The following is a 16,499-nucleotide window of genomic DNA, read 5'->3' as shown; positions in this document are numbered from 1 at the left end:
CGTTCATCGGCTGCAAAACACGTAGGGGGACATTAAGCTTTATGGAAAAATTGATGATTAGTGGCGGACGTCCGTTACAGGGAACTGTAACTATAAGCGGCGCCAAGAACAGCGCCATTGCGCTTATTCCTGCAGCATTGCTTGCCGAGTCAGAAGTCGTGTTGGACAACCTGCCGCTTTTGAGTGATGTGGCGGTTTATGCAGAAATTTTGGAGGAACTCGGAGCACGTGTAACTTGGGAAGGCAGTCAGATGAAAATTGACCCTTCTGAGATCAAATCCATTCCTATGCCGAATGGTCCCGTGAAGAAGCTTCGCGCTTCGTATTATATGATGGGTGCATTACTGGGACGTTTCAAAGAAGCAACGATAGGTTTACCAGGGGGCTGTAATTTTGAGCCTCGTCCAATTGATCAACATATCAAAGGTTTTGAAGCGCTTGGCGCAACCGTAACGAACGAACATGGCTCCATTCATTTGCATGCCAAAGAGCTTCGCGGCGCAAAAATTTATCTTGATGTAAGCAGTGTGGGCGCAACCATTAATATTATGCTGGCGGCTACTCGTGCCAAAGGCTCTACAATTATCGAAAACGCGGCTAAAGAGCCTGAGATTATAGATGTAGCAACACTTCTGAATTCCATGGGTGCCAGCATCAAGGGTGCAGGTACCGAAACGATCCGTATTGAAGGGGTCTCGGAGCTGAAAGGCTGCCGTCATTCCATCATTCCGGACCGTATACAAGCGGGAACGTATATGATCGCTGCAGCGGCGACGCGTGGAGATGTTCTGATTGACAATGTGATTCCCAAACATCTGGAAGCTTTAACGGCAAAGCTGTTGGAGATGGGTGTTGGCATTGAGGAATTGGATGAAAGTATACGTGTTATTGGCAAACCGAACTATAATCATGTTGACGTGAAGGCGCTGGTGTATCCTGGTTTTCCGACGGATCTTCAGTCACCAATGACCAGTGTATTAACACAGGCAACCGGTGTAAGTGTCCTGAGCGACTTTGTATACAGCAATCGGTTCAAGCATGTGCCTGAGTTGGTACGGATGGGCGCAAAGATTCGAGTAGAAGGACGGTCAGCGATTATTGAAGGCAGTGCATTAAACGCGGCCAAAGTAAAAGCATCCGATCTTCGCGCTGGTGCAGCGCTGGTGATTGCAGGTCTCACCGTCAGTGAAGGTGTGACTGAAGTAACTGGGGTTGAATATATTGACCGTGGTTATGATCATCTGGTGACTAATCTTCGTTTGCTCGGTGCAGATGTATGGCGGGAAACGGATTAATTAATAGGAAGCATGATGCATGATTCAGTCCTACACATGTTTATTTTAACTGAACTGCATATCTTTTCGGTGATTAGGTAAACCTGTTTTAATAGAGTTCTCAGTCTCTCCGGCATAAGACGAAATGTTACTGTTTCCTTTACCGGAGGGTCTTTTTTTGAATTAAACTTCATATGGCTGTAAGAACATCATTTCTCATCCCCAACCCCCGGTTTTGTTTGAACTGCGCTCCATAGCCGGTCTATCCGGATTGATCGCCTCAATGCATCGTTCACTCAATAGCGGATCATGCCGAATGTTGGCCATCCCACCCGGAAACTTACACTCAAAGACAAGTATTTGCATTATAACGGTTACATTCCGTACAATGGACAGAAGAGATTGTGGCAGATGCTGCGCTCTATAGCCGGAACATCTAGCGAAACTATCCATTTCACACGGACTTATTAATTGAATAGGTGGTTATTATATGGATCTACAAATTTCCGATTTGGAAGAAATGAAACTAACGGACCTCTACAAACTGGCCAAAAAATATCAGATACCTTACTATGGTACGTTAAAAAAGAAAGAATTAATCTTTGCTATACTGCGCGCACAAGCCGAACAGAGCGGTCTGATGTTCATGCAAGGCGTACTCGAGATTTTACCTGAAGGATACGGATTTCTTCGGCCGATTAACTACTTGCCAAGTACGGAAGACATCTACATCTCAGCTTCTCAGATTCGCAAGTTTGACCTAAGAACAGGTGACCTCGTATCAGGTAAATGTAGAACGCCTAAGGAAAACGAGAGATACTTCGGTTTGTTACAAGTCAACGCTGTAAATGGTGAGAATCCATCGGCGGCTGCAGAGCGACTTCACTTCCCGGCACTAACCCCACTGTATCCGCAGAAAAAGCTGGTTCTCGAAACATCCCCCAACCATTTGTCCACACGAATTATGGATGTGCTCGCCCCGGTAGGATTGGGACAGCGCGGATTGATCGTAGCACCTCCCAAAGCGGGTAAAACGCTTCTCCTCAAAGAAATTGCCAACAGCATCTCAACTAACAATCCTGAAATTGAACTGTTTGTCCTGTTGATTGATGAACGTCCAGAGGAAGTAACGGATATGTCGCGTTCGGTAAAAGGGGAAGTTGTGGCTTCGACATTTGATGAACTGCCTGAGAATCATATTAAAGTGGCGGAATTGGTACTTGAGCGTGCGCTTCGTCTCGTCGAGGCCAAAAAGGATGTTGTTATCCTGCTGGATAGCATTACGCGTCTTGCCCGTGCATATAACCTGGTTATTCCACCATCCGGTCGTACACTTAGTGGTGGTATTGATCCGGCTGCATTTCATCGTCCGAAACGTTTCTTCGGTTCTGCCCGGAATGTGGAAGAAGGCGGAAGCTTGACCATCCTGGCAACTGCATTGATTGATACCGGATCGCGTATGGATGACGTCATTTATGAAGAATTTAAGGGTACAGGTAATATGGAGCTTCATCTGGACCGTCGTCTGGCAGAGCGCCGCATATTCCCGGCAATCGACATTCGTCGTTCAGGCACACGTCGTGAAGAAGTATTGCTTAGCAAGGAAGAGTTGGATACAATCTGGGCGATTCGTAAAAACATGAATGATTCCCATGACTTTGTCGAAGGATTCCTGAAGAAACTTCGTAACAGCAAGACAAATGCAGAGTTTTTGGCGGCATTTGATTCGGCTGGTAATAGCCCGACAAGCAATTCCGGGACAACAACTACCCGTCGCTCATCTAGACAGACAGCTACGTCAGGTACATCGACGTAAGTGTCGTTCGACTAATCATTTTCTTTTTGCAGCACTGCTGTGAATGTTACAATATACCCGTCGTTAGGTTTAACCCATTAGATGTGAGGAGAACATCATGTATTTAGTATACGCAGATGAAAAAGGTAATGTATTTGATCATCCTTCCCTGTACGGGCTTGCCCGCAGTGGAGATATGATCGTGGAGATTATGGAAGACGAACTTATCCCTTTGCCAGAGGGTGCGACGTTGGTTGGACTCCCGAGCACCCGGCCCATTGGTATGGATCCGGACACTGGTGAGATGCTGCCAATGCCAACGGACACACAGGCTGTAGGTGCTTTGCTTCCGCAAGGATTTACTCGTTTGTGTCTCCCTGGATATGTGAAGACGGATAAGGAGTATAAGTTGCCGTTGTTTGGTTATTCCGCAGTAGTCTGGAAAGATGGCGGTTTTTATGTCACCGCTTCGAAGTCGGATAGTCCTGACAAGTGGAATCCGCTCAACTGTGACCGTGACGATGTGCGTTCTGGCGTTAAACGATTGACAGAGCAATACCCCGAGAACCGTCTCTACACCCATCTATCCAACTGTGCGCTTGGATATGAATGTCTGACTTCATCGAACACGTTCCTGAATCGTTGGGAAGGTGGAGTGCCAGTATCCTATTCTTGCAATGCAGGTTGTTTCGGGTGTATCTCCGAGCAACCGGATGATAGCGGCTTTGTTTCCCCGCAGACACGTATGAACTTCCGACCACGTGTGGATGAGATTGTGGAGGTTATGCTGGAACACCTGAAGACGCCAGAGTCCATCATTAGCTTTGGACAAGGTTGTGAAGGGGAGCCTTCCACGCAGGCCAAGTTGATTATTGAAGCGATTCGCGAAGTGCGTTCTGTAACGGACATGGGGTATATCAACATTAATACCAATGCCGGTCTGAACGATCATATTAGAGGTATTGTGGATGCTGGATTGGATCTGATGCGCGTAAGTACAATCAGCGCACTGGATGACCATTATAACGCCTACTATAAACCACGTGGTTATACCTTAGCCAATGTTGAAAAGTCGATGAAATATGCGGCGCAGCAGGGTGTATACACCTCGATTAACTATTTGATCTTCCCGGGTGTAACGGATCGTGAAGAAGAGATTGAGGCGATGATTGAGTTTGCGAGAAGAACCGATCTACGCTTGATTCAGATGCGTAACCTCAATATTGATCCGGAGAGTTATCTGGAATTAATCCCTCCTGCTCAAGGAGATATCTTGGGCATGAAGCAGATGATTGAGATCTTTGAAGACGAGTTGCCTGATGTTGTGATCGGATCGTATACCCATGTTCCACCAGCTGGAATGGCACGTCCCAAACGGTTGATTACCTCTTAACAATAATGGATTGCAACAGGCACAAGGCCGTGTTATAATCTCAGAGTTGTGCCATTTACTCTGGGTCCGCTTGAGGCTCAGGGCGGAAAGAGGTGAAAGGTAATGAAAGAAGCAATTCATCCTAAATACACGATTGGTCAAGTATCTTGCGCTTGCGGGAATACTTTTGAGACAGGTTCGGTTAAAGACGGACTTCGTGTAGAGATTTGCTCCGCGTGCCACCCGTTCTTCACAGGTAAACAGAAGTTTATCGATGCTGGCGGCCGTGTTGATCGTTTCAAGAAGAAATACGGAATCTAATAGGACAATTCTTGGAGTTGTCTGCTAATTGCATCCAACACACCCCTGCTGATCTGGCAGGGGTTTTTATATGTTATATGTAAGCATAGTTGCTTCTGCTTTCCTTTCCTCTAGTTGCAATTTGGATGACCTTACGTTATACTATTTCTTACCGTGCTAGATGGGGAGGTAGCGGTGCCCTGTAACTCGCAATCCGCTATAGCGAGGTTGAATTCCTGCTAGAGGTTTTGCCGATGTGAGGTTTGGTCCCTAAACGTGGTGTTGACGGTTGGGTCCTCCGCAATGAGTACTCATGAACCTGGTCAGGTCCGGAAGGAAGCAGCCATAAGTGAGATCACTCTTGTGCCGGAGGGTTGCCTAGCCCGAGCTATTGTTCAGGGGTGCCACTTGGATCGCAAATATCGATAGCAGGTGCACGGCTTACCATTTAAATGTAGAGACCTTTGCAGTTGTATGTATGCAGGGGTCTTTTTGATATGTCTTAAAAAACCACGCATGAATGAGTCAGATAAAGTTTGGATTCACCCTGGAATATAGTATAATGGGGGAACGACAAAGGACTCGAATGCGAAGTGGAAGGAAGGTAACGCATCATGGAGCATATCGCGTTATACCGGGCTTGGCGTCCCCAGTCGTTTCAAGATATGGTGGGGCAACAGCATATTATTCAGACCTTGCAGAACGCGATTCGTGAACAGCGGACTTCCCATGCCTACTTATTTAGCGGGCCCAGAGGAACGGGGAAGACAAGTGCCGCCAAGATTTTGGCCAAAGCTGTGAACTGCGAACGTGGGCCTGCGCCTGAACCTTGTAACGAGTGTGAAGCTTGCCGCAGGATTACGACTGGCGCTGTGATGGATGTGCAGGAGATTGATGCTGCATCCAATCGGGGCGTTGAAGAAATCCGTGATCTTCGGGAAAAGGTTAAATATGCGCCAACCGAAGTCCGGCAGAAAGTCTATATTATTGATGAAGTGCACATGCTGACGACGGAGGCATTCAATGCTTTGCTCAAAACATTGGAAGAGCCACCGCCACATGTGATGTTTATTTTGGCAACAACAGAACCACACCGCCTTCCGGCAACAATTATATCGCGCTGTCAGCGATTTGATTTTCGTCGGGTTTCCCTGGAAGAGCAGACAGCAAGACTTACCTTGATCTGTGAACAGGAAGGTATGGAAGCGGACCAGGATGCGCTCCAATACATTGCCCGTTTATCAGACGGTGGAATGAGGGATGCACTCAGTGTGCTGGATCAGATCTCTTCATTTACAGATGGGCGAGTAACGTACCAGCAGGTCATGGACATGACGGGTGGAATTGCTTCAGAACAATTTGCCAAACTGGCTGCTTCGCTACTCAAGGGTGATGTTGGTCATATTCTGCAGATGATTGAAGGTTTCATGCATGAAGGAAAGAGCGCAGACAAGTGCATGGAGAATTTGCTGTATTATTTCCGCGATTTGCTTATGATTAAGATGGTACCTGATGCAGATAAACTGACGGACCGGGTACTTAATCCGGAATCTTTCCGTGATATGGCAGAGTCATTTACCAGGGAACAACTGTTCCACATGATTGATACTCTTAATCGGTACCAGAGTGAAATGAAGTATGCAGTACAACCACAGACATTATTTGAAGTTGCATTGCTTAAACTGTGTAGTATTCCAGCTCAAGGCGAGGTTTCTGTTCAGGTGGGAGCTTCAGCTCATGCAGCACCTGCTGATGGGGGAGAGATCAATCGCTTGAAGCAGCAGCTTGCTGAGTTGGAGAAGAAGTTGGATCGTGCACTAAAGAGTGGGTTGTCTGGTGGAGAAGTTGCATCGAGCGCTCCGTCGCGTCCGGCAACAAGAGCTCCTGTATCGAGAGGGAACTCGCCTGCGAAGCTTCCTGCACAGTTGGATCAGTATGTTGCGCGCAAGGGAGCCCCTGAGTTCGCAGAGATCAGCAAAAAATGGAGTCAGATCCTGCAAAGGGTGAAGGAAGAGAGGGTTACCGTTCACGCCTGGTTCGTGGATGGTGAGCCGGTATCATTGCTTGAGGACAATGTGTTGGTTGCTTTTAAAAACAACATTCACCGTGAAACAACGGAGAAGCAGGCTAACCGTGAAGTCATTGAGCGGGTGTTGTCCGAGCAGCTTGGGCGTCCTGCGCGATTGGTGACGATGATGCTCAAAGATTGGACCGGAGCAACGGAGGGAGCTTCTGAAACGCCAAAGGAGGACTTTAAGCTTGAACCCGAGCATGAAGACGGTGGTTCAAGCAGTAAACAGCCTTGGATAGATGAAGCCATTCAACTCTTTGGTGAGGACCTTGTAGTGATCAAAGAATAATGCGCATAGCGCGATAACCATAACAAAGGAGATGAACAATTATGAACAACATGAACCAAATGATGAAACAAGTGAAGAAAATGCAGGAGCAAATGCTGAAAGCACAAGAGGAATTGGCGGACAAAACAGTCCAAGGTACATCCGGTGGCGGTGTAGTGACGGCTGAAGTTAACGGACACAAGAAATTGCTTGCTATCACGATCAAACCTGAAGCGGTAGATCCGGAAGATGTTGAAATGTTGCAGGATCTCGTTATGACAGCTGTTAATGATGCAATGGCCAAAGCTGATGAAATTGCCAACAAGGATATGGGCAAGTTCACTGGCGGCATGAATATTCCGGGATTATTTTAATTAAAAATTGATCCTGTCAAAGGAGACACAATCGATTGTATTATCCCGAACCAATAGCCAAGCTGATTGATGCCTTCACTCGATTGCCGGGTGTTGGCCCCAAGACGGCAGCTCGTTTAGCTTTTCATGTGCTTAACATGAAGGAAGATGACGTTATTGATTTTGCCAAAGCACTCGTAAGTGTGAAGCGTAATCTTCATTACTGTTCTGTGTGTTGTAATATTACCGATACCGACCCGTGTCGCATCTGTCAGGATAAGTCCAGGGATGTCTCTGTAATCTGTGTAGTTCAGGATTCGAAAGATCTGGTGGCCATGGAGCGCACCAAGGAATTCGATGGATACTATCATGTGTTACAGGGTGCGATCTCACCTATGGAGGGAATTGGACCAGATGATATTCGTTTGAAGGAACTCCTGATTCGATTAAGTGATGAACGTATTAAAGAGATCATCTTGGCGACAAACCCCAATATTGAGGGTGAGGCTACGGCGATGTACATCTCCCGTTTAGTACGTCCGTTTGAGATCAGTGTGACCCGGATTGCGCATGGATTGCCTGTAGGTGGCGATCTTGAATATGCGGATGAAGTGACCCTTTCCAAGGCGTTAGAAGGGCGCAGAGAGATGCGTTAGTGTTTTCAGGTTGAATTAAACAATGAACTTCCTTGGAAACTTCGGAAGCTAAATAAGTTTCGATGAGCAAAGAGAGCCCTAGGGCTCTCTTTTTTTGTGGAGAAAATAAATGCTCAAGTTCTAAGTTTGTCCTTTCCTTGATAAGTATGAGAATATGCTGTGCTGATCAGGAGGAGGAGAGTTTATGTTTTTGTGGCGAAATACACGGAACTCAATAGAGAAACAGAACAGAATGTTGAAGGAGCTTGAGGAGGATCAGATCTATGCAGATGTACAGACGGCTAAGCAGGAGTGGGAACGGGCTATGAGACAGTTTGAAGATGCGCAGGGGCAGGATGAGATTGATTATGCCATCTATGTATTGGAGGCAGCTGAGCGAAAGTACCAGATTCATTTGAGAAGAGCAAAGCGAGCCAGAGCTAATGATGATGTTGCATCACAGCGAGGATTGAGTATATAGAGCTGAGATTACATTAAACATGGAGGTGTACCATATGAAGAGTATTATACTGGGGAGCGTACTAGTTGTATCTTTACTGGGACTTATTGTGGTTTTATTCAGAAAGCGGATAGGGTTGTCGGTATTTACGTCATTTGGAATCCATCTGGTGCTTGCTGCAGTAGGGATATACATCGTGAATTATTCCGGCTGGATTATAGGAACCTACATCCCGTTGAACCCTGCAACGATAGGGACAGTGACTGTTTTGGGATTGCCAGGTGTGGGCCTATTATTAGGGTTGAAATTTTCTTTGTTTGGATAGTTGACTCCCAGGATATTTATATGGTACATTATATCTCGTTGCTTTGCTTGCTTGGTTACATGCTTTCGATGAAATGAAGAAGTTCATTACGAGCTTCGAAAAAGAATTTCAAAAAAACACTTGACCAAAACGAACGAAGTATGATATATTATAAAAGTCGCCGCTGAGAGAAAATGGTGACAAAAAAACAAGTTTGATCTTTGAAAACTGAACAACGAGTGAGTAAACATTCTGCTTGCAGAATGAACGCGAAAGTTTGAGACAAGCCTTGGCTTGGATCGACTGGAGCACAAATGAGATGTTTAATCTCGTCAGATTCAAAATGAGCTTATCGCTCTTTTCAATACTTTATTGGAGAGTTTGATCCTGGCTCAGGACGAACGCTGGCGGCATGCCTAATACATGCAAGTCGAGCGGAGTTGATAAGAAGCTTGCTTCTTTGAGACTTAGCGGCGGACGGGTGAGTAACACGTAGGCAACCTGCCCTCAAGTTTGGGACAACTACCGGAAACGGTAGCTAATACCGAATAGTTGTTTCCTTCGCCTGAAGGAAACTGGAAAGACGGAGCAATCTGTCACTTGGGGATGGGCCTGCGGCGCATTAGCTAGTTGGTGGGGTAACGGCTCACCAAGGCGACGATGCGTAGCCGACCTGAGAGGGTGATCGGCCACACTGGGACTGAGACACGGCCCAGACTCCTACGGGAGGCAGCAGTAGGGAATCTTCCGCAATGGGCGAAAGCCTGACGGAGCAATGCCGCGTGAGTGATGAAGGTTTTCGGATCGTAAAGCTCTGTTGCCAGGGAAGAACGCTTGGGAGAGTAACTGCTCTCAAGGTGACGGTACCTGAGAAGAAAGCCCCGGCTAACTACGTGCCAGCAGCCGCGGTAATACGTAGGGGGCAAGCGTTGTCCGGAATTATTGGGCGTAAAGCGCGCGCAGGCGGTCATTTAAGTCTGGTGTTTAATCCCGGGGCTCAACCCCGGATCGCACTGGAAACTGGGTGACTTGAGTGCAGAAGAGGAGAGTGGAATTCCACGTGTAGCGGTGAAATGCGTAGATATGTGGAGGAACACCAGTGGCGAAGGCGACTCTCTGGGCTGTAACTGACGCTGAGGCGCGAAAGCGTGGGGAGCAAACAGGATTAGATACCCTGGTAGTCCACGCCGTAAACGATGAGTGCTAGGTGTTAGGGGTTTCGATACCCTTGGTGCCGAAGTTAACACATTAAGCACTCCGCCTGGGGAGTACGGTCGCAAGACTGAAACTCAAAGGAATTGACGGGGACCCGCACAAGCAGTGGAGTATGTGGTTTAATTCGAAGCAACGCGAAGAACCTTACCAGGTCTTGACATCAGCATGACCGGGCTAGAGATAGTCCTTTCCTTCGGGACATGCTAGACAGGTGGTGCATGGTTGTCGTCAGCTCGTGTCGTGAGATGTTGGGTTAAGTCCCGCAACGAGCGCAACCCTTGATCTTAGTTGCCAGCATTACGGATGGGCACTCTAAGGTGACTGCCGGTGACAAACCGGAGGAAGGTGGGGATGACGTCAAATCATCATGCCCCTTATGACCTGGGCTACACACGTACTACAATGGCCGGTACAACGGGCTGTGAAGCCGCGAGGTGGAACGAATCCTAAAAAGCCGGTCTCAGTTCGGATTGCAGGCTGCAACTCGCCTGCATGAAGTCGGAATTGCTAGTAATCGCGGATCAGCATGCCGCGGTGAATACGTTCCCGGGTCTTGTACACACCGCCCGTCACACCACGAGAGTTTATAACACCCGAAGTCGGTGGGGTAACCGCAAGGAGCCAGCCGCCGAAGGTGGGATAGATGATTGGGGTGAAGTCGTAACAAGGTAGCCGTATCGGAAGGTGCGGCTGGATCACCTCCTTTCTATGGAGAATCGTTTCCCGTAGCGGAAACATTCAAATACAAAATCTAGCCAGGTCGGCTAGTTACTCACTCGTTGCTCAGTTTTGAGAGCTCAAACTCTCAAACGTTTGGTGGCGATAGCGAAGGGGTTCCACACGTTCCCATCCCGAACACGACCGTTAAGCCCTTCAGCGTCAATGGTACTTGGACCGCAGGGTCCTGGGAGAGTAGAACGCCGCCAAGCGTAACCCATTCTGGGTTCAAAAAAAGTATATATAATGTGGGCCCTTAGCTCAGTTGGTTAGAGCGCACCTCTGATAAGGGTGAGGCCGGTGGTTCGAGTCCACCAGGGCCCACCATCTATACCTTTAAACTTTATATGGGGCCATAGCTCAGCTGGGAGAGCGCCTGCCTTGCAAGCAGGAGGTCAGCGGTTCGATCCCGCTTGGCTCCACCAAAAATGTTTTACAAGTTTGTTCTTTGAAAACTAGATATCGAAACGAAACAAACGCGAATTAGAACATTCCTTTTTAGCTGAACTTGTGCATAACAAGTTTCAATAAAAACGGTAGTTAATTGCTGTTGCGATGGTATCGAGTGGGAGCGACTTTTGGCTTTGGACGCAGTCCAAAACAAGGGGAGTGAGCAATCGAAACCGGAGCAATTTGGTTAAGCTACTAAGAGCACACGGAGGATGCCTAGGCGCTAGGAGCCGATGAAGGACGTGGCGAACAACGAAACTGCCTCGGGGAGCTGTAAGCAAGCTTTGATCCGGGGGTGTCCGAATGGGGAAACCCGAGCTGGGGTAATTTCCAGTTACTCATAACTGAATACATAGGTTATGTAGAGGCATACCAGGGGAACTGAAACATCTAAGTACCCTGAGGAAGAGAAAACAATAGTGATTCCGTCAGTAGCGGCGAGCGAACGCGGAGAAGCCCAAACCAGAGAGCTTGCTCTTTGGGGTTGTGGGACGTCTCACATGGAGTTACAAAGGAGTCAGTTAAACGAAGAGGTCTGGAAAGGCCCGCCAAAGAAGGTAAAAGCCCTGTAATTGAAAGTTGATTCTCTCCGAGACGGATCCCGAGTAGTGCGGGGCACGTGAAACCCCGTATGAATCTGGCAGGACCATCTGCCAAGGCTAAATACTTCCTAGCGACCGATAGTGAAGCAGTACCGTGAGGGAAAGGTGAAAAGCACCCCGGAAGGGGAGTGAAATAGAACCTGAAACCGTGTGCTTACAAAAAGTCAGAGCCCGTTTTAGGGGTGATGGCGTGCCTTTTGTAGAATGAACCGGCGAGTTACGTTCCCGTGCAAGGTTAAGGTGAAGAGCCGGAGCCGCAGCGAAAGCGAGTCTGAATAGGGCGAGTTAGTACGTGGACGTAGACCCGAAACCGGGTGATCTACCCCTGTCCAGGGTGAAGGTGCGGTAACACGCACTGGAGGCCCGAACCCACGCACGTTGAAAAGTGCGGGGATGAGGTGGGGGTAGCGGAGAAATTCCAATCGAACTCGGAGATAGCTGGTTCTCCCCGAAATAGCTTTAGGGCTAGCCTCGGAAAACAGAGTCGTGGAGGTAGAGCACTGATTGGGTGCGGGGCCCGCAAGGGTTACCAAGCTCAGTCAAACTCCGAATGCCATAGACTTACTTCCGGGAGTCAGACAGTGAGTGCTAAGATCCATTGTCAAAAGGGAAACAGCCCAGACCATCAGCTAAGGTCCCCAAGTGTGTGTTAAGTGGGAAAGGATGTGGAGTTGCACAGACAACCAGGATGTTGGCTTAGAAGCAGCCACCATTGAAAGAGTGCGTAATAGCTCACTGGTCGAGTGACTCTGCGCCGAAAATGTAACGGGGCTAAACACACCACCGAAGCTATGGCTTGATGCTTGCATCAGGGGTAGGGGAGCGTTGTATAAGGGTTGAAGGTGTACCGTAAGGAGCGCTGGACATTATACAAGTGAGAATGCCGGTATGAGTAACGAAAAGATCAGTGAGAATCTGATCCGCCGAAAGCCTAAGGGTTCCTGAGGAAGGCTCGTCCGCTCAGGGTAAGTCGGGACCTAAGGCGAGGCCGAAAGGCGTAGTCGAAGGACAACAGGTCGAAATTCCTGTACCACCGTAAGCCGTTATGAGCAATGGGGGGACGCAGTAGGGTAGTGACGCGGACTGATGGATGTCCGTCTAAGCAGTGAGGCTGATGTGTAGGCAAATCCGCACATCATTAAGGCTGAGCTGTGATGGGGAGCGAAAATTGTAGTAGCGAAGGTCATGATCTCACACTGCCAAGAAAAGCCTCTAGCCAGGTGAAGGTGCCCGTACCGCAAACCGACACAGGTAGGCGAGAAGAGTATTCTAAGGCGCGCGGAAGAACTCTCGTTAAGGAACTCGGCAAAATGACCCCGTAACTTCGGGAGAAGGGGTGCCCCGGTAGTGTGAATAGCACGAGGGGGCCGCAGTGAAAAGGCCCAAGCGACTGTTTAGCAAAAACACAGGTCTGTGCGAAGCCGTAAGGCGAAGTATACGGGCTGACGCCTGCCCGGTGCTGGAAGGTTAAGGGGAGTGGTTAGGAGCAATCCGAAGCTGTGAACCGAAGCCCCAGTAAACGGCGGCCGTAACTATAACGGTCCTAAGGTAGCGAAATTCCTTGTCAGGTAAATTCTGACCCGCACGAATGGCGTAACGACTTGGGCGCTGTCTCAACGAGAGATCCGGTGAAATTTTAATACCTGTGAAGATGCAGGTTACCCGCGACAAGACGGAAAGACCCCATGGAGCTTTACTGCAGCTTGATATTGAATTTGGGTACGATCTGTACAGGATAGGTGGGAGCCTTTGAAGTGTGAGCGCCAGCTTGCGTGGAGGCAACGTTGGGATACCACCCTGATCGTATCTAGGTTCTAACCTGGTACCGTAATCCGGTGCGGGGACAGTGTCAGGTGGGCAGTTTGACTGGGGCGGTCGCCTCCTAAAGAGTAACGGAGGCGCCCAAAGGTTCCCTCAGAATGGTTGGAAATCATTCGAAGAGTGCAAAGGCATAAGGGAGCTTGACTGCGAGACCTACAAGTCGAGCAGGGACGAAAGTCGGGCTTAGTGATCCGGTGGTACCGCATGGAAGGGCCATCGCTCAACGGATAAAAGCTACCCTGGGGATAACAGGCTTATCTCCCCCAAGAGTCCACATCGACGGGGAGGTTTGGCACCTCGATGTCGGCTCATCGCATCCTGGGGCTGAAGTAGGTCCCAAGGGTTGGGCTGTTCGCCCATTAAAGCGGTACGCGAGCTGGGTTCAGAACGTCGTGAGACAGTTCGGTCCCTATCTGTCGTGGGCGTAGGAAATTTGAGAGGAGCTGTCCTTAGTACGAGAGGACCGGGATGGACGTACCGCTGGTGTACCAGTTGTTCCGCCAGGAGCACCGCTGGGTAGCTATGTACGGACGGGATAAACGCTGAAAGCATCTAAGCGTGAAGCCCCCCTCAAGATGAGATTTCCCAGTATGTAAGACCCCTTGAAGACGACGAGGTAGATAGGCTGGGGGTGGAAGTGCAGCAATGCATGGAGCTGACCAGTACTAATCGGTCGAGGGCTTATCCAAATATGCAAGTTGTGGTTCGCATGTTTCGTTTCGAATCTAGTTTTCAGGGAGCAATCCTTGAATGATGTTGAACATTGTTATTTGGAGAGATACCCAAGTGGCTATAAGGGGACCCTCTGCTAAGGGGTTAGACTGCGTAAGCGGTGCGAGGGTTCGAATCCCTCTCTCTCCGCCATCTTTACCTTAAGATGGAAAAGCAATCAAGACACAACTAATATGGCGGTGTAGCTCAGCTGGCTAGAGCGTACGGTTCATACCCGTAAGGTCGGGGGTTCGATCCCCTCCGCCGCTACCATATTACCCAGGAGGCTTAGCTCAGCTGGGAGAGCATCTGCCTTACAAGCAGAGGGTCGGGGGTTCGATCCCCTCAGCCTCCACCATATACGCCGGTGTAGCTCAACTGGTAGAGCAACTGACTTGTAATCAGTAGGTTGGGGGTTCAAGTCCTCTCGCCGGCACCATTAATGCCTGGAACCGTGGTGTAGTTGGCCTAACATGCCTGCCTGTCACGCAGGAGATCGCGGGTTCGAATCCCGTCGGTTCCGCCATTAATCCTAAAAATTAAATATGGCTCGGTAGCTCAGTCGGTAGAGCAGAGGACTGAAAATCCTCGTGTCGGCGGTTCGATTCCGTCCCGAGCCACCTTTAATCCCTGGAGGATTAGCGAAGTGGCCAAACGCATCAGACTGTAAATCTGCTCCCGTACGGGTTCGGTGGTTCGAATCCATCATCCTCCACCAGTTTTATGAGTCATTAGCTCAGTTGGTAGAGCACCTGACTTTTAATCAGGGTGTCGAAGGTTCGAGCCCTTCATGACTCATCTTTAAAAAAGAGTGATTAATCATTAATTTGATTAGTCGCTCTTTTTTGTTATGTAATTTTAACGGATTATGGATATTTATTAATGCTGTGCAAGATATGATAAACTAATAGAAAACATGCAGAGTGGTGACGTTCATTATATGAAGTTCATACCTGATCTAAAACAGCAAATTGAAGTCATTATAGGCACAACTTTGGACGAATATGAAATTACAATAGAGGAATGGACGCAATCCGTTACGAATCTGGTGGGTCTTCATGAAAATTCAGAGACCTATGGTGATAAAGGTGAAAGTCTGGAGCTATCTGAACAAAATACATCTCCAAGCTCATCCGATGTGATCAGTCTGAATACGGGAGAACGCATATTTTTTAAGGTTCGGATGAATGAGAAAGAAGAGACCGTGGTATGTTGGGGATGCGCTGCAAGATCCATCACTGTGGAGAGACGGAGATTTATTGAGCTTTTGATCCGTTCCAACACAGAATTACCCGATGAGACACAGCCTGTTGTATATGAGAATGATAGGGAGCAGTATTTGACTGAATTGGGTCTCTGGCTTAGAGAGCAGATCGAAGAACCATCCAAGCAGGAATCTCAAACGGTTCCTGATCACTTTGTGGTGCCTGCTGGATTGAATGCTGAGAAGATTCTGTTCTTGCTGCAAGGGGATACACCGGATGCACATCGTCTACGATCCAAGGAACTCAACAAGCTGCTTGAGAGTTATTTTGGCGAGGAGATTGTATTGATTCCTTTGGGGGAGCAAGAGTGGGTTTTCATGGGTGATAAAGAAATCGTTACAGAAGAAGCCGAGGAAGATACACCGGATGCCCAAAAGGATTCACTGAACGCTTTTTGTCTGGGGTTACATGAACTGGTAGCCAGTGAATGGGCTGGGGTGTTCCATCTGTCTGCATCTCTGCCGTGCATACCCGCAGAACAATTAGTATCAGTTACAGCGCTTCTTAAAGAAAGTGTGCAATTGGGGAGAGCATTCCATGTTACGCAGCATATTCATCTCCCATGGGATCTTCATCTGGAACGGTTGGTAGCGAGCATTCCAGATGAACAACGGATACGATTTATACAGGAAACAGGCAAGGACACGTTAATCTTAAATGATAGTGAGACTCTTGCTACGTTAGAAACCTTTTTTAGCCTGGACTGTAATGTGAGCGAGACAGCCAAACGGCTTTTTATTCATCGTAATACGTTGGTTTATCGTCTGGACAAGATCAAACAGGAGATTGGATACGATGTAAGGCACTTCGAAAGTGCTGTTCTAGTGCAGTTTTTACTGCTTATGTACAAAGTGACGAAAAAGCATTGATATTTTTGTGCAGTTTG

At 48.3% G+C, this 16,499-nt stretch carries 10 protein-coding genes, 10 tRNA genes, 3 rRNA genes and 1 other RNA gene; all 24 read left to right on the top strand.

Annotation, left to right across the window (positions count from 1 at the left end; translation table 11 throughout):
* Positions 1-41 precede the first annotated feature (41 nt).
* The 24 genes from ACX9NY_RS23055 to ACX9NY_RS22940 all read left to right on the top strand — a co-directional run bounded on the left by ACX9NY_RS23055 (position 42) and on the right by ACX9NY_RS22940 (position 16,482).
* Positions 42-1,295, top strand: coding sequence for a UDP-N-acetylglucosamine 1-carboxyvinyltransferase (locus ACX9NY_RS23055; protein ID WP_339238987.1), 1,254 nt, complete (start codon positions 42-44; stop codon positions 1,293-1,295).
* 469 nt (positions 1,296-1,764) lie between these two features.
* Positions 1,765-3,090, top strand: a complete 1,326-nt coding sequence (gene rho / locus ACX9NY_RS23050; RefSeq protein WP_472475288.1) for a transcription termination factor Rho — start codon at positions 1,765-1,767, stop codon at positions 3,088-3,090.
* Between the two features lie 97 nt (positions 3,091-3,187).
* Positions 3,188-4,462, top strand: a complete 1,275-nt coding sequence (locus tag ACX9NY_RS23045) for a radical SAM family protein (protein WP_339238988.1) — start codon at positions 3,188-3,190, stop codon at positions 4,460-4,462.
* A 102-nt stretch (positions 4,463-4,564) separates the two neighbouring features.
* Positions 4,565-4,762 carry a 50S ribosomal protein L31 gene (gene rpmE / locus ACX9NY_RS23040; RefSeq protein ID WP_056698168.1) on the top strand — a complete coding sequence of 66 codons (198 nt, stop codon included), beginning with the start codon at positions 4,565-4,567 and terminating at the stop codon, positions 4,760-4,762.
* Positions 4,763-4,913: 151 nt separating this feature from the next.
* Positions 4,914-5,181: signal recognition particle sRNA large type (ffs, locus tag ACX9NY_RS23035), an RNA gene on the top strand.
* A 174-nt stretch (positions 5,182-5,355) separates the two neighbouring features.
* Complete coding sequence (gene dnaX, locus ACX9NY_RS23030) at positions 5,356-7,101, top strand: DNA polymerase III subunit gamma/tau (protein WP_472475285.1); 1,746 nt, start codon at positions 5,356-5,358, stop codon at positions 7,099-7,101.
* A 41-nt stretch (positions 7,102-7,142) separates the two neighbouring features.
* Positions 7,143-7,454, top strand: coding sequence for a YbaB/EbfC family nucleoid-associated protein (locus ACX9NY_RS23025; RefSeq protein ID WP_036607248.1), 312 nt, complete (start codon positions 7,143-7,145; stop codon positions 7,452-7,454).
* 35 nt (positions 7,455-7,489) lie between these two features.
* Complete coding sequence (recR, locus tag ACX9NY_RS23020; protein ID WP_062838113.1) at positions 7,490-8,089, top strand: recombination mediator RecR; 600 nt, start codon at positions 7,490-7,492, stop codon at positions 8,087-8,089.
* Between the two features lie 184 nt (positions 8,090-8,273).
* Complete coding sequence (locus ACX9NY_RS23015) at positions 8,274-8,549, top strand: DUF2508 family protein (RefSeq protein ID WP_472475282.1); 276 nt, start codon at positions 8,274-8,276, stop codon at positions 8,547-8,549.
* Between the two features lie 34 nt (positions 8,550-8,583).
* Positions 8,584-8,853 (top strand): pro-sigmaK processing inhibitor BofA family protein, encoded by a 270-nt coding sequence (locus ACX9NY_RS23010; protein WP_339238991.1) that lies wholly within the window; start codon positions 8,584-8,586, stop codon positions 8,851-8,853.
* A gap of 348 nt (positions 8,854-9,201) precedes the next feature.
* Positions 9,202-10,753 (top strand): 16S ribosomal RNA (locus tag ACX9NY_RS23005).
* 106 nt (positions 10,754-10,859) lie between these two features.
* Positions 10,860-10,976: ribosomal RNA gene (gene rrf, locus ACX9NY_RS23000) — 5S ribosomal RNA — on the top strand.
* Positions 10,977-11,014: 38 nt separating this feature from the next.
* Positions 11,015-11,091 (top strand) — tRNA-Ile (locus ACX9NY_RS22995).
* Between the two features lie 22 nt (positions 11,092-11,113).
* Positions 11,114-11,189 (top strand) — tRNA-Ala (locus tag ACX9NY_RS22990).
* A 210-nt stretch (positions 11,190-11,399) separates the two neighbouring features.
* Positions 11,400-14,326, top strand: a 23S ribosomal RNA gene (locus ACX9NY_RS22985).
* Together the 16S, 23S and 5S rRNA genes with 10 tRNA genes alongside form the textbook arrangement of a ribosomal RNA operon.
* Before the next feature lie 83 nt (positions 14,327-14,409).
* A tRNA-Ser gene (locus tag ACX9NY_RS22980) sits at positions 14,410-14,501 on the top strand.
* A 43-nt stretch (positions 14,502-14,544) separates the two neighbouring features.
* Positions 14,545-14,621, top strand: a tRNA-Met gene (locus ACX9NY_RS22975).
* A 9-nt stretch (positions 14,622-14,630) separates the two neighbouring features.
* A tRNA-Val gene (locus ACX9NY_RS22970) sits at positions 14,631-14,706 on the top strand.
* Between the two features lie 5 nt (positions 14,707-14,711).
* Positions 14,712-14,787, top strand: a tRNA-Thr gene (locus ACX9NY_RS22965).
* A gap of 9 nt (positions 14,788-14,796) precedes the next feature.
* A tRNA-Asp gene (locus ACX9NY_RS22960) sits at positions 14,797-14,874 on the top strand.
* A 21-nt stretch (positions 14,875-14,895) separates the two neighbouring features.
* A tRNA-Phe gene (locus ACX9NY_RS22955) sits at positions 14,896-14,968 on the top strand.
* Positions 14,969-14,980: 12 nt separating this feature from the next.
* Positions 14,981-15,066, top strand: a tRNA-Tyr gene (locus tag ACX9NY_RS22950).
* Positions 15,067-15,073: 7 nt separating this feature from the next.
* A tRNA-Lys gene (locus ACX9NY_RS22945) sits at positions 15,074-15,146 on the top strand.
* A 142-nt stretch (positions 15,147-15,288) separates the two neighbouring features.
* Entirely contained in the window at positions 15,289-16,482 is a 1,194-nt protein-coding gene (locus ACX9NY_RS22940; protein WP_342571550.1) for a PucR family transcriptional regulator, read from the top strand.
* Positions 16,483-16,499: the final 17 nt, after the last annotated feature.

Source organism: Paenibacillus sp. CB74, from assembly GCF_055687625.1.
The sequence above is the reverse complement of the archived record's forward strand: the minus strand, read 5'-3'. Positions and strand labels throughout refer to the sequence as shown.

What these genes read in the sequence shown, in the direction of transcription:
- ACX9NY_RS23055 (WP_339238987.1), top strand. Translation starts at nt 42, where the DNA reads ATGGAAAAATTGATGATTAGTGGCGGACGTCCGTTACAGGGAACTGTA.
- rho (WP_472475288.1), top strand. Translation starts at nt 1,765, where the DNA reads ATGGATCTACAAATTTCCGATTTGGAAGAAATGAAACTAACGGACCTC.
- ACX9NY_RS23045 (WP_339238988.1), top strand. Translation starts at nt 3,188, where the DNA reads ATGTATTTAGTATACGCAGATGAAAAAGGTAATGTATTTGATCATCCT.
- rpmE (WP_056698168.1), top strand. Translation starts at nt 4,565, where the DNA reads ATGAAAGAAGCAATTCATCCTAAATACACGATTGGTCAAGTATCTTGC.
- dnaX (WP_472475285.1), top strand. Translation starts at nt 5,356, where the DNA reads ATGGAGCATATCGCGTTATACCGGGCTTGGCGTCCCCAGTCGTTTCAA.
- ACX9NY_RS23025 (WP_036607248.1), top strand. Translation starts at nt 7,143, where the DNA reads ATGAACAACATGAACCAAATGATGAAACAAGTGAAGAAAATGCAGGAG.
- ACX9NY_RS23015 (WP_472475282.1), top strand. Translation starts at nt 8,274, where the DNA reads ATGTTTTTGTGGCGAAATACACGGAACTCAATAGAGAAACAGAACAGA.
- ACX9NY_RS23010 (WP_339238991.1), top strand. Translation starts at nt 8,584, where the DNA reads ATGAAGAGTATTATACTGGGGAGCGTACTAGTTGTATCTTTACTGGGA.
- ACX9NY_RS22940 (WP_342571550.1), top strand. Translation starts at nt 15,289, where the DNA reads ATGAAGTTCATACCTGATCTAAAACAGCAAATTGAAGTCATTATAGGC.